The sequence below is a fragment of the Acinetobacter sp. WCHAc060006 genome (assembly GCF_004209135.1).
GTDB lineage: Bacteria > Pseudomonadota > Gammaproteobacteria > Pseudomonadales > Moraxellaceae > Acinetobacter > Acinetobacter cumulans.
This window is the reverse complement of sequence record NZ_SGSS01000025.1, coordinates 1-14,127: the sequence shown is the minus strand read 5'-3', so window position 1 is coordinate 14,127 and position 14,127 is coordinate 1. Positions and strand designations below refer to the sequence as shown.

Here is a 14,127-nt window from a genome sequence, read left to right as displayed (position 1 = left end):
GATTAATATTCATTTATATAAATTCTGCAAGAACTAAAGTATCCTATAGCATTCTATGCATAAATTTTCTATTTTAAGAAACAATTTTTTGCTCATGGCTATTTTAAGCGGAATTTGCAATGTTTGATACCTTAACAGAACGACTCACGCAGAGTTTAAGAAATGTTACTGGCTCTGGGCAGCTAACCGAAGACAATATTAAAGATACGTTACGTGAAGTGCGTATGGCACTTCTTGAAGCCGATGTGGCGTTACCTGTAACTCGTGAGTTTATCGCGAAAGTTAAGGAAGAAGCATTGGGCCAAGAAGTGATGACTCAGTTATCGCCAGGCCAAGCTTTCGTCAAAATCGTACATGACGAATTAACAAAAATGATGGGCGAGGCGAATGAAAGCCTTGACCTTGCAGCTAAGCCTCCAGTTGTTGTCCTGCTTGCAGGTTTACAAGGTGCGGGTAAAACTACAACGGCTGCAAAATTAGCGCGCTTTTTACAAGAACGCCAAAAGAAAAAAGTTGCGATGGTGTCTGCCGACGTTTACCGTCCAGCTGCGATTAAACAGCTTCAGACTGTTGCAGGCGAAGTTGGCGCGATTTTCTTCGAATCGAGCGCAGATGAAAAGCCAATTACCATTGCCAATCGTGCAATTGAACAAGCGAAAATTCAGTTTGCGGATGTATTAATTGTCGATACAGCAGGTCGTCTTCATGTAGATGACGAAATGATGGACGAAATTAAAGAGCTTCATGCGGCCATTAAGCCAACTGAAACTTTATTCGTTGTCGATGCAATGACGGGTCAAGATGCTGCCAACACGGCCAAAGCTTTTAATGATGCTTTGCCTTTAACAGGTGTGATCTTAACTAAAACTGACGGTGATGCGCGAGGTGGTGCAGCACTTTCAGTTCGTGCAATTACGGGTAAGCCAATTAAATTCTTGGGCATGGGTGAAAAACTTGATGCCTTAGAGCCATTCCATCCTGAACGTATCGCACAGCGTATTTTGGGCATGGGTGACGTACTTTCTTTGGTCGAAGAAGTTGAACGTAAAATCGACAAAGAAAAAGCCGAAAAAATGGCGAAAAAATTGCAAAAGGGCGGTAGCTTCAACTTTGAAGATATGCTGATGCAGTTTGAGCAAATGAATAAAATGGGCGGCATGATGGGCTTTTTGGATAAATTACCAGGCATGAGTAATGCCGGTATTCAAGATGCAATTGCGCAAGCGAACCCAGAAAAGCAAGTGAAAAAAATGGAATCGATTATTCAATCGATGACGATTAAAGAGCGCCGTAATCCTGACTTGATGAATCCAAGCCGTAAAAAGCGTATTGCAGCAGGTTGTGGTATGGATGTTGTTGAAGTGAATAAGCTGATTAAACAACATGCGCAAATGGCGAAAATGATGAAGAAATTTGCTAATCCATCGGGTATGGCAAAAATGTTGAAATCATTGAGCGGTATGCAAAAACAATTTGGTGGCGGCGGTATGGGTCCACTCTTTGGTAATAAAGATCCAAAATAAATTTGGAATTTTAAAAAGGCGCTTTATGCGCCTTTTTTTTATGATTTTTTTAATGCTATTGATCTGAAAAATAATTGTGCTAAATGGCGTGTTTACACTTGTCAAAGTGATTGGAATCACGCCACAATGGTGTTTAAGAAATAAACAAAAGTCTGAAATATTCAGGATGATCATTCATTCAACATAAGAATTAAAAGCGATGATTAAAACAACCAAAAAAAATATTTATATTGTGCATGGCTACCAAGCCTCACCCAATGATCATTGGTTTCCTTGGTTGAGTAAGCGCTTGAATGACGCAGGTCATATCTCAAAACGTGTTGTGTTGGCAGAATCTGAACAGCCCAATTTTGAGTATTGGCAAAAATTTTTGTCCTTACAGATGCCGCGGCTAGATGAAAATACGATTATTGTGGCACATAGCCTTGGGTGCTTAACGACGTTACATTATTTAAGTACTTATTTTGAAGTGCATAAATCCAAGATTAAAGCCGGTATTTTTGTGGCAGGTTTTATGTCACCTTTAAAGGCTATTCCTGAACTAAACGATTTTATTCAAAAAGCCAAACTGAATCGGTTGGTGCTGGTTAAAGGCATGCCTTTATCGGTATGTTTACTTTCAAGTAATGATCCTTATGTGCCACCGCCTTTAACCTTACAACTGTCGAATTTAATTCAAGCTCAGAATATTGAAGTCAAAAATGCAGGACACTTTATGGCACAAGATGGTTATATCGAGTTCGAGCAATTGTGGGAAACACTGCAACCCTTATTGGCTTAAGGTTTTCCATGTTTTGCTTTGTATTTTCTTTATGGCTCTGAACATAAAAGGCGAACAGAAAACTATTTTCTGTTCGCCTTTTATTTTGATCAGTGAGTTGTTTTACGGTGTGCTGTGTTGCAAATAGTGTTGCAGGCCTTTCAGGAGCAAATCATTTTCAATACGTGGGGCATAGGGGCTTAGATATTTGGCAAATAATGCTGCATCGCCACCCGTTAAAATGAGCTGGCTTGGATATTTTTCTAAGACTTTTTCAATGGTGCTGAGTAGGCTAAGTAAAATGCCATGATGAACAGCATCAATGGTGTTTTTACCTGGGGAAAGTTCATCAAAAGAGGCATCTGGAATCTTAATCCCTTTGGTATTTTGAATCAGTGAATCACGTTGTAAATAAAGATTCGGTAAAATGTAGCCACCTAAGTGTTGATAACCCTGAGATAAATCAATGGTGAGCGCAGTACCACAACTAATAACACAATACTGTTGTTCTGGGTTGTCAATCACGGCCAGCATTTGCAGCCAGCGGTCGATGCCTAATTTGCTGGTGTCTTCATAAGCACAGCGTAAGCCCTGAAATTCTGCATGTACCTTGGCAAAGGTTACGGGCACATTTAAAAACTTCAGAATTTTTTGAATACGGTCATTATTTTTTTTGTCCTGTACCGAGGAAATACCGACTTGTTGCAAGTTTAAGTTTTTAAAATGTTGAATCAAGCCCAGTAAGAGCTCTGCTGGTGATTGCAGGTGGAGCTCTGCTGCATGCTCTATAATTTGATCATTCTGCGTGATCCAGTATTTTAGGCGTGTGTTACCAATGTCGAGCCATAAACTTTTCATATTTGACATCTCTTAGGCTTTAGACTTTAAGCGCAAACGGCCTTGGAAAAAGTGCTGTACTTCGCCTTGCTGTTGGATTTCGATGGCACCATCATTTCGAATACCCAAAAAAGTACCAGTAGTTAGGCCTTGTAGGTGTTCAAATTCAACCATTTGATTTTTGAAAGCCGCATAATGATTAAAGCGGGCTGCCAAATTGGTACAACCATGACTGAACCATTCACCAGCTTGCTGAATTGCCAGATATAATTCTGCTGTGAGTTGGATGCGGTTAAATTCGCTTAGGCCTAATTCGGTGAGTGAACTGGTGGCTTGATCAATGCCTTGTTTGGGTAGAGGTAGAACATTCAGGCCAACACCGACCACAGCTTGATGTGCATTGAGAGGTTCAACCAAAATGCCACCCCATTTACCTTGCGTGCTATATAGGTCATTGGGCCATTTTATCTGTAAATTCAGATGCTCGAGGCTCGGCATTTGTAGGATATTTAAGGCAATTTCCAAAGCCAAACGTCCATCAATAGGTGTTTGCGTATTGAGCAATGTGCTTAAATAGATATTTCCTTCAGGTGAAACCCATTGGTTTTGACGTTGGCCTCGACCTTGGGTTTGCCGAATACTGGTCACCAAGACTTGCTGAATGCCTTTGAGGGCAATTTCGCGTACATCATCATTGGTTGATGTTGTCACGGGTTTGAGTAATAAGACTTCTGGCAGTTGATTGGCTTCAGTCAATATGTGTTGCAGTTGTCGCGTCTCTAAATCCATTTGAATCTGAGAAATGTGGAATAGTGTTCATGGAGTTAATCATATATTTGCTGATTGGTGCAATCGCTGGTTTTGCTGCGGGGCTCTTTGGTGTGGGTGGCGGTTTAATTATTGTGCCTATTTTGTACATAGTTTTTAGTCAAATGAACTACGATCCAGCCGTTTTAATGCACATGGCTGTCGGTACATCTTTAGCCACAATCATTGTCACCTCTATGAGCTCGGTGTCTGCACATCATAAAAAGGGTGCCGTGTTATGGAAGGTATTTGCCAATTTGGCTCTAGGTTTGGTGTTGGGCTCATTTTTGGGGGCGGGTATTGCGCATTATTTATCGGGTCAAGGCCTGCAATTGTTCATTGGTGGCTTCGCGCTTTGGGTAGCTTTTAAAATGTTTCGTGGTGCACATGCCAAAATTGACCCAGCGCAAAATTTACCGTCTACGCCTATGCAAATGCTTGCAGGTGGCGGGATTGGTATTGCTTCTGCAATCTTTGGTATTGGTGGTGGTAGCTTAACGGTGCCGTATTTGAACCGTTGTGGCGTGGTGATGCAAAAAGCTGTAGCGACGTCTGCCGCTTGTGGCTTGCCGATTGCAATTGCAGGTGCGCTCGGGTTTATGTGGTTTGGTCAGCAAGCCCAAGTAGATTTACCACATACCATTGGCTATGTGCATATTTATGCCTTTATTGGCATTAGTGTGATGAGTTTTATGACCGCAAAGCTCGGGGCAAAAGTCGCACATCGCTTGTCGCCAGCCATGTTAAAAAAATGTTTTGCAAGCCTGCTCAGTACAGTAGGCATTTATTTTATTTGCCAGGGAATTTTACATTTTTAAGCTGAATCCTAAGACAAAGTGGCTTGAAAGCGCCAAGGATGGCGTTATAGACTGCAATTGACTGTATAGACAAAATATTGTCCTACAATGTTATGGTAATGTCGTGTAAAAAGCAGTTAAATCAGACCAGATTGCAATAAAAAATCGCATCTCATGCATCAATAAAAACAAGATAGGAATAGTATGCAGCAACAAGAAGCGGAGAGCTTGTCGGAGCAAATTGCCAAGCATATCAGTGAGCAGATCATTCGCGGTGAGTTGGTAGAAGGAGAGCGGATCCAAGAATTACGCATCTCTGCAGAACTTGATGTGAGCCGTGGCTCTGTACGCGAAGCTTTGCTTATTTTAGAACGTACGCAGCTGATTGAAATTTTTCCCAGACGCGGTGCGATTGTGTCAGAAATGTCGGCCTTACAGGTGCGGGCGTTATTTGATATGGCTTCACTCCTGCTCGGGCAGATTGTTCAACGTGTTTCTGAAACATGGCGGAGTTACGAAGCAGAGCGCATTCAGCTATTATTAGAGCAATTGAGCATTGAAACTCGACAAGGCAATGCAGAAAAGTTTTATGATCTGATCTTTCAGGCAATGGCACGCCAGCATGAAATGGTCGGGAATGCATATCTGATGCGTTATTATCAGGAACTGCTCCCATCATTGCGACGGAGCTATTTTTTAACCCTGAATATTTCTCGCAGAGAACTACAAGAATCTTTTGAGCTGTTTAAGATGGTTTCGGATGCAATTTTGATTCGAAAGGCACAACAAGCCACTTTATTTATGGAAGATTTTTGTCGACACTTACGGAACCTTGTGTTGGAATCACTGACACGGATGAAACAAATCGAACTCGCGTGGGCTAGACGTTCACGGCGTTAATCAGGACATTATGCGTTTAAGCAGTTTAAAACTTTCTGGCTTCAAATCTTTTGCCGATAATACGACTTTACATTTTAAAGATAGTCGCACCGCTGTAGTTGGGCCAAACGGTTGTGGTAAATCCAATGTGATTGATGCCATTCGTTGGGTGATGGGAGAGTCGAGCGCGCGCCAGTTACGTGGCGGTAGCATGCAAGATGTTATCTTTACAGGTACAGCTAAGCGCAAACCTGTAGGTGTGGCCAGTGTTGAGTTACGTTTTGAAAATACCTATGGCAAATTAGGTGGTGCGTATAATGCCTATAATGAATTGGCTGTGCGTCGTCAGGTAAACCGTGATGGTAAATCTGAATACTTCCTTAATGGTACCAAATGTCGCCGTCGAGATATTACCGATATCTTTTTGGGCACAGGTCTAGGGCCACGTTCATACGCAATTATTGAACAAGGCATGATTAACCGTATGGTCGATGCCAAGCCTGAAGAAATGCGAGTGTTTTTGGAAGAGGCAGCAGGCGTTTCGCGTTACCAAGCGCGCCGCCGCGAAACCAATGTACATTTAGAGCACACCACACAAAATTTATCGCGTTTAGAAGATATTGCGACCGAGCTCAAATCACAGCTCAAAACATTGCAACGCCAGTCAGAAACGGCAGTGCAATATAAAACCCTCGAAAAGCAAATTCGTACCATTAAAATAGAAGTGCTGTCTTTTCAGTGTGAGCAAAGCAGTCGTTTACAACAAGAATATACTGTTCAAATGAATGATTTGGGCGAACACTTTAAGTTGGTACGTTCTGAATTGAACACCCTTGAGCATGATTTAAGTTCGACCAGTGAATTGTTCCAGCGATTAATTCAGCAGTCCACGCCTTTACAAACAGAGTGGCAACAGGCTGAAAAAAAATCTGCTGAATTGAAAATGACTTTGGAGCAAAAGCAAAGTTTATTCTCACAAAACTCTGCCAATTTGGTGCAACTCGAACAGCAAAAGGCACAAACTAAAGAACGTCTACAATTGTTAGAACTGCAATTGGACACTTTGCATGAGCAACAAGATGATTTAAATGCCCAGCTCGCAGTGCAAGAAAGTCAGGGGCAAGAAAGAACACAAGGCTTGAGTGATTTAAAAGCGCAGCACAGTATGGTGCAGCAGCAGTTTGGGCAAGTTAAAACGCAAGTTGAAAAGCAACAACAAAATAAGCTCCAAATGCTGGCACAGCTAGAACAACTGGGTAAAAATATCAGTCGTTTAGAGCAACAAAAAGCAACCTTGCAACATCAAGCATCGCAAATTTTAAATCAAGCACAGCAAGATGAGCTCGAACAGCTTGAGCAGAATAAGCAAGATATTCGCGAGAAGCACCAACTCACCGAGCAACAGGTGATGGTGTTTAGCAATGAGTTAGAACAGCTCAATACACAGCAACAACAGCAAAAATCACAGGTACAACAATTAAAATCAGACATACAGATTTTGTTGTCTGAGCAAAAAAACTTAAATCAGTTGCTCACCAAAGCTACGCCTAAGCAGCAAGCGGATACGGTGCAATTGATGCAGTCACTGCAATTGTCTGCCTTAGGTAAAACACATGCAGCTTTGATTGAAAAGTTTTTGGCCAAATGGCTCCATGCGCAGGTTTTAACAGCAACTGACGCTTTTCAAGATGGCCATGCACGTCAGTTAAAAGCGACGGCTGATCTGTCGCAGATTCAATTAGACAATTTGGCTTGTTTAGCCACATGGATTGATACGCCACACTATTCACTTTGGCAACAGGTGGCGGTGGCGGATGACTTAAACACAGCACTGCGCTATCAAAGCCAATTAACGACAGGTCAGTCCATCCTAAGTTTGGATGGTTATCATGTTGGGCCCGACTGGGTGATTGGCTTGGACTATGATGAAGACAGTCAAGCAGGCCAAGGTGCGCTCAGTCATCGTATTCGTTTGGAAGAAATTGATGAGCAATTGGTACAGCAACACGCATTGTTGACGCAAGCAGAAGAGGCGCTTCCACAGTCTTTAGCTCAAGTTCAACACGCACAGCAACAATTACAGGTTGCACAAACAGAGTTAAAACAACTGCAACAGGCATTGCAACAAGCCGATGTTGCCATTGTAAAAGTACAAAGTACTGCACAAGCTTTTGCAGTTCAAAAGCAACAATTGTCTGAGCAGTTGATTCAGGTTGAGGCACAGCTGGAAGAAGACGCAATGCAAAAAGATGATTTAGACATCGATTTGCATGCCTTGAATATGAAGCTAGAACAGGCTTTACCTCAATATAAAACATTACAATACCAGCTGGACGAGTTGAACCAGAATTTAGACGCGCGTCAGCAGTCAACACAGCAAGCACAACAAGAATTAGAGCTGATTCGTCGGCAAGTATTACAGGCCACACAGCAAATTGAATTGTTGGAAAAAGACAGCGTATTTTTAAAGGCGCAACGCTTACAAATTCATACGCAGATGGAGCATGCACAACAATTTGTTGATCCAATACAGCTCGAGTTACCAACTTTGCAATCGCAATACAGTGAACAGTCTGAATTGACTGCCAAACTGCAAAAAACTTGGACGGAGTGGCAACTTGAACTGAATAATGTGCAGAATAAACAACGTGAATTGACTGAGCAACGCCATAGTCATCAACAGCAAGATGAAAAGCTCAGAACAGAGCTCGAACAAAAGCGTTTAGCATGGCAATCAGCGCAGTCAGATTTGCAACATTACACTGAACAATTAAAAGAAATGAACAGTGAGATGCTGACTGGCTTAAATATTGATATTGTTAGTCATCAACAGCAGTTGGAAAAAGCACAAAAGCAATTTGAAAAACTCGGTGCAGTGAATTTGGCTGCTTCAGAAGAATATGAAGAAGTATCAAAACGCTATGAAGAACTGAGTCATCAAATTGAAGACTTAGAAAAAACCGTTGAGCAATTACAAGCGGCCATGAAGAGCATTGACCAAGAAACCCGCAAGCTCTTTATGAATACCTTTGATCGGGTAAATGCTGAATTACAGGAATTATTTCCAAAAGTCTTTAATGGTGGTGAAGCTAGCTTAAGTTTAGAAGATGGTTGGCAATCTGGGGTGAAGCTGATGGCTCGTCCACCGGGTAAGCGCAACAGTTCATTGGCCTTGCTTTCAGGTGGTGAAAAGGCGTTAACTGCTTTGGCACTGGTCTTTGCGATCTTCCGTTTGAATCCTGCACCATTTTGCGTATTGGATGAAGTTGATGCGCCTTTGGACGATGCCAATGTAGGAAGATTTTGTAATTTAGTAAAAGAACTTTCTGAACAAGTGCAATTCATTTACATTACACATAATAAACTGGCGATGACCATGGCAACTGATTTGCTCGGTGTGACCATGCCAGAACCGGGAACGTCTAAATTGGTCACTGTCGATTTAGAACAAGCAAAAGAATACGGTTTAGTTGCGGAGTCATAGTATGGAAATTACCACAATCCTTGGGATTGTTGTTGCAGTGGTTATTATGCTACTGGGCATTCGATTATTGCTGAAAAAGCCAGCAGAAGTATCACCTTCGTTGGAAACGGATTTACATATTCATCCTGACTCGCAGCAACCTGTGATTCCACGTCATGTTCGTGAGCAATTGCAAACGGAAGCAGAAGTGCGTAAAGAGCCAGTTTTAGCTGAAGCTGAACCTACTGAAGCCAAAGAAGCACAGCCAGAACCTGTTACAGAAAGCGCTACAAATGATGCGAATGTTGAAAAAGCTGAAAATGCCGACGTTCAAACCGTACGTGAAGTGACGGTGAGTACGGCGGTAATTGCTGAAGCGGTGAAGGCCGAGGAAAAACCTTCAGAGCTAAGCTTGAATCACATTGAAAAAGCTGAAATTTCTGAATTTGAAGACGAAAGTAATATTCTTGATGCACATTTGCATGAGCAAAAGTTGGTGGATGAAGAAAGTGCTTTGGCTACAGCAGAAACGTATATTGCTTTGAATGTCTATCCAGATAGTCGTGCATTATCAGGTGAAAAAACCCTGAAAGTGCTGATGAAATATGGTTTACGTTTTGGTGAAATGGCATGTTTCCATCGTTATAGTGAAGACGATAGCAAGTTATTGTTCTCAGTATTGCAAATTGGTAATGACGGTGCGGCGGCAGGTTTTGATTTAGAAACATTGTCGACTGAGCAAGTGAAAGGTTTGGCCTTCTTCTTAGCATTACCACATAGCGATGTGCAAAATGCATTTGATACCATGGACAGTATTTCGCGTCTGATTGCACGTGAAATTGCGGGTACGGTATATGATCAAAACAATCAGGAATTTACGCCGCAGCTACGTGAACATTGGCGCCATCAAGCCATTGATTATCGCTTAGGGCAAGCGGTAGAAGCTTAGGATTGCAACGGGTCACGCTGATTTTTATAATATAGATCAGTGATAGAATTTTTTGAGGGCGGCTATTTACCGCCCTTTTTTATGGTGAAGATATGACACAACCGCAACCGGTCATCGCGCAAATGCGCCAGTTGATTCAAATTTTGGCGCAGCACAATCATGCCTATTATGTAATGGATCAGCCGACCATTGAAGACAGTGAATATGATCAGCTTTTTCACCAGTTAAAAGCATTAGAAACCCAGCACCCTGAATATATTCAAGCAGACACGCCAACCAATAAAGTCGGTGGCAAAGCGCTGTCTAAATTTGAAAGCGTGACCCATGCAGTGCCTATGCTGTCACTGGGTAACGTGTTTAATCAAGAAGACTTATTTGCTTTTGCGCGCCGTATTGAAGAGCGTCTGCCGAATCAAAAAATTGAATATGATGTCGAGCTGAAATTTGATGGCTTAGCGATTTCGCTTTGGTATGAACATGGCGTGCTGGTACGTGGTGTGACGCGCGGTGACGGTGAAACAGGCGAAGACATTACCCAAAATGTTAAAACCATTCGCAACCTGCCTAAAGTGCTGACATCAGCTTCTGCAGAAATTCCAGCTTTATTAGAAGTACGCGGTGAGGTGCTGATGCCGAAAGCCGGCTTTGAAAAGCTGAATGCGGAAAATGAAGCCAAGGGTGAAAAAACCTTTGCCAATCCGCGTAATGCAGCAGCAGGCAGTTTACGTCAGCTTGATCCAAGTATTGCAGCTTCACGTCCATTGGCGTTCTATGCTTACGGGATTGCGCAGTGCGAGCCGAATCATGGGCAAAGCACCATGTCAGCCAGTCTTGAATGGCTGACACAGTTTGGCTTTGCGGTGGGCGAGCGTCATTTTGTTTGCGACAGCATACAGGCTGTGCAGCAGGCTTATGAACAGATTAATGCAGAGCGTCCTGAGCTGACTGTTGAAATTGACGGTATGGTGATTAAAGTCAATGATCTGAAACAGCAGCAGACTTTGGGCTTCTTAAGCCGTGAACCGCGCTGGGCAACAGCCTATAAATTTCCTGCTGTTGCAGCGTTAACTACCGTGGATAATATTGACTGGCAAGTGGGGCGTACAGGTGCTTTAACGCCTGTGGCACGGTTGAACCCTGTGGCAGTTGGCGGTGTAACGGTTTCAAATGTAACCTTGCATAATATTGGTGAAATTCACCGTTTGGATGTGCGCATTGGTGATACCGTGAGTGTTTACCGCAGCGGTGACGTGATTCCAAAAGTCGAAAAGGTTTGGCCTGAGTTTCGTCCTGTGGATGCTGTTGAAGTGCATCTGCCTGAAAGCTGTCCTGTGTGTGCATCGCCAGTGGTGATGCCTGAAGGTGAAGCTTTGGCGCGCTGTTCAGGCGGTCTATATTGCGCGGCGCAGCGTATCGAAGCGATCCGTCATTTCGTTTCACGTAAAGCCATGGATATTGAAGGCCTAGGCGATCGTTGGGCGGAATCATTGCTGCATTTGGATTTACTGAAAGATGTGGCTGATATTTACAGCCTGCATGAACACCGTGACAAGCTGCTGACCATTGAAAAAATGGGTGAGAAGTCAGTACAAAACCTGATTGATTCGATTGAAAACAGCAAGAAAACTACTTTAGGTTCATTCATCTATGCCTTGGGTATCCGCGGGGTAGGTGAAACCACGGCACGCATGTTGGCGAATACTTTCCAAACTTTTGATGCGATTCGAGTTGCTGATTTAGATGCTTTGAAAAAAACACCGGATGTAGGTGATATCACTGCTGAATGGATTGTCGACTTTTTCCAAGCACCGCATAACCTTGAAGTAGTTGAGCGTTTGCTGGCTGCAGGCATTCATTGGGATGCGCCAGTTGCACCAAGTCGTCAACCTTTAAATGGCGAAAGTTGGGTAGTAACGGGTACATTGAGCACGATGGGTCGTGATGAAGCGACGCAGTTGCTACAAACACTCGGCGCTCGTGTCAGCGGCAGTGTTTCGAGTAAAACCAAATGTGTGGTTGCTGGTGAAAAAGCTGGTTCTAAACTGGAAAAAGCTGAAAAATTAGGTATTCCAGTCATCAATGAAGCTGAATTTATTGAGTTGATGAAAAGCCATGGGCAAATAGAATAATTTGCAAAGCTGAAAAAACCGCCCTAGGGCGGTTTTTTTATGATCTGTTAAGGGATGTATTTTTTCACAACACCGTCATCCAGCAGCTGCTGGAAATGCTCAACTAAGCTGTTTTCAATATTGCGATATTGAATACCCAATTCGGCTTGGCTCTTAGACGCATTAAAGTAGATAGGATAGCCCATATTGAGTTCAACAAAAGATTTGGAAAAACCAGCCAATGGGCCAAACAATTTAAATGCAGCTTTAGGCAACTGATTGCGCGGGAAGGGGAATTTAGGGCCGAAGTTTTGGCGCAGAATTTTACCCATTTCCAGCAGGCTGAGTGAGCCACCACTGATGATATAACGGCCTTTTGCATTTGGGTTAAAAGCTGCCTGCAAGTGAGCATCGGCAACATCACGAACATCGACAATGCCATTCCACATCGGCGGTACACCGGCGAGGGTCATGCCGTTGGCAAATTGCTCTAGCACTTCAACGCTGCCAGACTTGGTCATTGCTGTCAGTGAAGGGCCGAGCACAAGCGCTGGGTTGACACAAACCAGTTCCCAGCGGTTTTGCGCTTTTTGCATATCCCACGCTTTGCGCTCCGCCATGACTTTTGAATATGGATAGGGTTGATGGGTTTCGGAGCTGGTGGTATTCCAGTGAGACTCATCAAATTGGTTATTTGCTGTTTGCTTAATGTCGATCGCATCGCCATAAGTAGAGGCAATACTGGAGGTTACCACCACACGTTTTACAGATTCTGTTTGGTTTACGCTGTTTAGGACATTTTCTGTGCCTATTACCGCAGGCTCAATAATGTCTTTTACCGCATCTTTATAATTGGTTACTACAAAAGGTGAGGCCATGTGCAACACAATTTCACAGCCTTGCATGGCTTCATCAAAGGCATGCGGTGTAAGTAAATTGGCTTGAAACAGTTTGAGTGTGCCAGCGCTTTGGTTTGCGATATTTTCTAAGTGAGCAAAGCTTTTTTTCTTATTCAGATCACGTACGGTGGCGTGAACTGTATGTCCTTGTTCAAGCAGATTTTTAATGACCCAGCTGGCAATATAGCCAGTGGCGCCTGTAACGAGTATCGATGTTGTATTGGTATTCACATTCTTCAACTTTCATGGGCTTATTTTTTATCATATTGAGAATATTTAGTTTTGTCTTTGATTGATTTGAAAAAATATATGTTGATGATTGGGTTTAATGCGCACTAAATTCAGCAGAGAATACATGTGAAGGCTGCAAAAGTACTTTTTTATTGATTTAAAAAAACGCGAAGATGGGGGTGAGTGTTGGATAGATGAAAATTCTTAGTATCGTGGGCGCCAAATCTCATAAATAAATGGAAAAAGAGTTATATCTAACTTGTGTACTTTAAATTAAAGTCTAGATCTTAGGTCTAGGCTTCTTCATTTCGTAATAAGAGATTTTATGTTAATTACCTATTTTCATACATAATAAGTGTCTACAAAATAGGTGGCTATTCAAGTTAGTAACTACTCTACTTAAGCCTTAAGAAAGCTAGTCCGTATATAACCAACGGACGAATTTACCATCTTCATCATAGAGTTTATGAGCTAATGCATAAGGGCAATGTATCAAGAAATACCACCCTAGATAGTTATTTTTTTGATCCATTTGATGGATAGCAAAACTACCAATCCAAACTTGTTGTAGCTGTTCAATTTGTTCTTGTGGGCTTCCAAGCAGTAACTCTCCATCTCTAGATGGATCTTCACCATTCAAATTATGAAATAAGGAAATATCACCACTTTCTAACAGGATTTTTAGAACTTTGAAGAAGGATACATCTTGTCCATATTCGAGCTTAACCTTTGGATCTATTTCTTTAAGAAAGTTCCCACACAAATAAAATAAATCATCTAAACCTTCCTTAAACTCATATTCATGAAAGGTTTTAAGGATTAACTCCAATTGCTTCATTAAAATGGATGCTCCAAAATATTTAAAAATTAAGAA

At 42.3% G+C, this 14,127-nt stretch carries 11 protein-coding genes; 7 read left to right on the top strand and 4 right to left on the bottom strand.

Translation table 11 applies throughout. The features are described from left to right. The first annotated feature begins 119 nt into the window (after positions 1–119). Together ffh and EXE29_RS13410 are read left to right on the top strand one after the other, a co-directional pair. Positions 120–1,523 (top strand): signal recognition particle protein, encoded by a 1,404-nt coding sequence (gene ffh / locus EXE29_RS13415; protein ID WP_117008111.1) that lies wholly within the window; start codon positions 120–122, stop codon positions 1,521–1,523. A 199-nt stretch (positions 1,524–1,722) separates the two neighbouring features. Then, on the top strand, positions 1,723–2,304 hold the full coding sequence (locus EXE29_RS13410) for an RBBP9/YdeN family alpha/beta hydrolase (protein WP_228198809.1): 582 nt from the start codon (positions 1,723–1,725) through the stop codon (positions 2,302–2,304). Positions 2,305–2,406: 102 nt separating this feature from the next. Here the strand turns inward: EXE29_RS13410 and EXE29_RS13405 are convergent, their stop codons facing one another. Both EXE29_RS13405 and EXE29_RS13400 read right to left on the bottom strand, forming a co-directional pair. After that, positions 2,407–3,141, bottom strand: coding sequence for a type III pantothenate kinase (locus EXE29_RS13405; protein ID WP_106986022.1), 735 nt, complete (start codon positions 3,139–3,141; stop codon positions 2,407–2,409). A gap of 12 nt (positions 3,142–3,153) precedes the next feature. Beyond that, on the bottom strand, positions 3,154–3,909 hold the full coding sequence (locus EXE29_RS13400) for a biotin--[acetyl-CoA-carboxylase] ligase (protein ID WP_106985982.1): 756 nt from the start codon (positions 3,907–3,909) through the stop codon (positions 3,154–3,156). A gap of 29 nt (positions 3,910–3,938) precedes the next feature. Here EXE29_RS13400 and EXE29_RS13395 point away from each other — a divergent pair, with 29 nt between their 5' ends. From EXE29_RS13395 to ligA, 5 genes are all read left to right on the top strand, one after another. Continuing rightward, positions 3,939–4,745: a sulfite exporter TauE/SafE family protein gene (locus tag EXE29_RS13395; RefSeq protein ID WP_120364822.1), complete on the top strand. Its 807-nt coding sequence runs from the start codon at positions 3,939–3,941 to the stop codon at positions 4,743–4,745. A 183-nt stretch (positions 4,746–4,928) separates the two neighbouring features. Next, positions 4,929–5,624, top strand: a complete 696-nt coding sequence (locus EXE29_RS13390) for a GntR family transcriptional regulator (RefSeq protein ID WP_106985980.1) — start codon at positions 4,929–4,931, stop codon at positions 5,622–5,624. A gap of 10 nt (positions 5,625–5,634) precedes the next feature. Beyond that, the gene (smc, locus tag EXE29_RS13385; RefSeq protein ID WP_120364821.1) at positions 5,635–9,087 is read left to right on the top strand and encodes a chromosome segregation protein SMC; all 3,453 of its coding nucleotides are present in this window, start codon (positions 5,635–5,637) and stop codon (positions 9,085–9,087) included. Between the two features lies 1 nt (position 9,088). After that, on the top strand, positions 9,089–10,015 hold the full coding sequence (locus EXE29_RS13380; RefSeq protein ID WP_120364820.1) for a cell division protein ZipA C-terminal FtsZ-binding domain-containing protein: 927 nt from the start codon (positions 9,089–9,091) through the stop codon (positions 10,013–10,015). 92 nt (positions 10,016–10,107) lie between these two features. Next, a complete protein-coding gene (gene ligA, locus EXE29_RS13375; protein WP_106985977.1) occupies positions 10,108–12,144 on the top strand; it encodes an NAD-dependent DNA ligase LigA in 2,037 nt (678 codons plus the stop codon). Positions 12,145–12,191: 47 nt separating this feature from the next. Here ligA and EXE29_RS13370 read toward each other — a convergent pair whose 3' ends face one another. Continuing rightward, positions 12,192–13,253: an SDR family oxidoreductase gene (locus EXE29_RS13370; protein WP_372659091.1), complete on the bottom strand. Its 1,062-nt coding sequence runs from the start codon at positions 13,251–13,253 to the stop codon at positions 12,192–12,194. A 415-nt stretch (positions 13,254–13,668) separates the two neighbouring features. Beyond that, on the bottom strand, positions 13,669–14,127 hold a 459-nt coding region (locus EXE29_RS13365; RefSeq protein WP_228198807.1), incomplete at its 5' end, for a hypothetical protein.

Bases quoted from the DNA above. Each gene is read 5' to 3' on its own strand.
- ffh (WP_117008111.1), top strand. From the start codon at position 120: ATGTTTGATACCTTAACAGAACGACTCACGCAGAGTTTAAGAAATGTT.
- EXE29_RS13410 (WP_228198809.1), top strand. From the start codon at position 1,723: ATGATTAAAACAACCAAAAAAAATATTTATATTGTGCATGGCTACCAA.
- EXE29_RS13405 (WP_106986022.1), bottom strand. From the start codon at position 3,141: ATGAAAAGTTTATGGCTCGACATTGGTAACACACGCCTAAAATACTGG.
- EXE29_RS13400 (WP_106985982.1), bottom strand. From the start codon at position 3,909: ATGGATTTAGAGACGCGACAACTGCAACACATATTGACTGAAGCCAAT.
- EXE29_RS13395 (WP_120364822.1), top strand. From the start codon at position 3,939: ATGGAGTTAATCATATATTTGCTGATTGGTGCAATCGCTGGTTTTGCT.
- EXE29_RS13390 (WP_106985980.1), top strand. From the start codon at position 4,929: ATGCAGCAACAAGAAGCGGAGAGCTTGTCGGAGCAAATTGCCAAGCAT.
- smc (WP_120364821.1), top strand. From the start codon at position 5,635: ATGCGTTTAAGCAGTTTAAAACTTTCTGGCTTCAAATCTTTTGCCGAT.
- EXE29_RS13380 (WP_120364820.1), top strand. From the start codon at position 9,089: ATGGAAATTACCACAATCCTTGGGATTGTTGTTGCAGTGGTTATTATG.
- ligA (WP_106985977.1), top strand. From the start codon at position 10,108: ATGACACAACCGCAACCGGTCATCGCGCAAATGCGCCAGTTGATTCAA.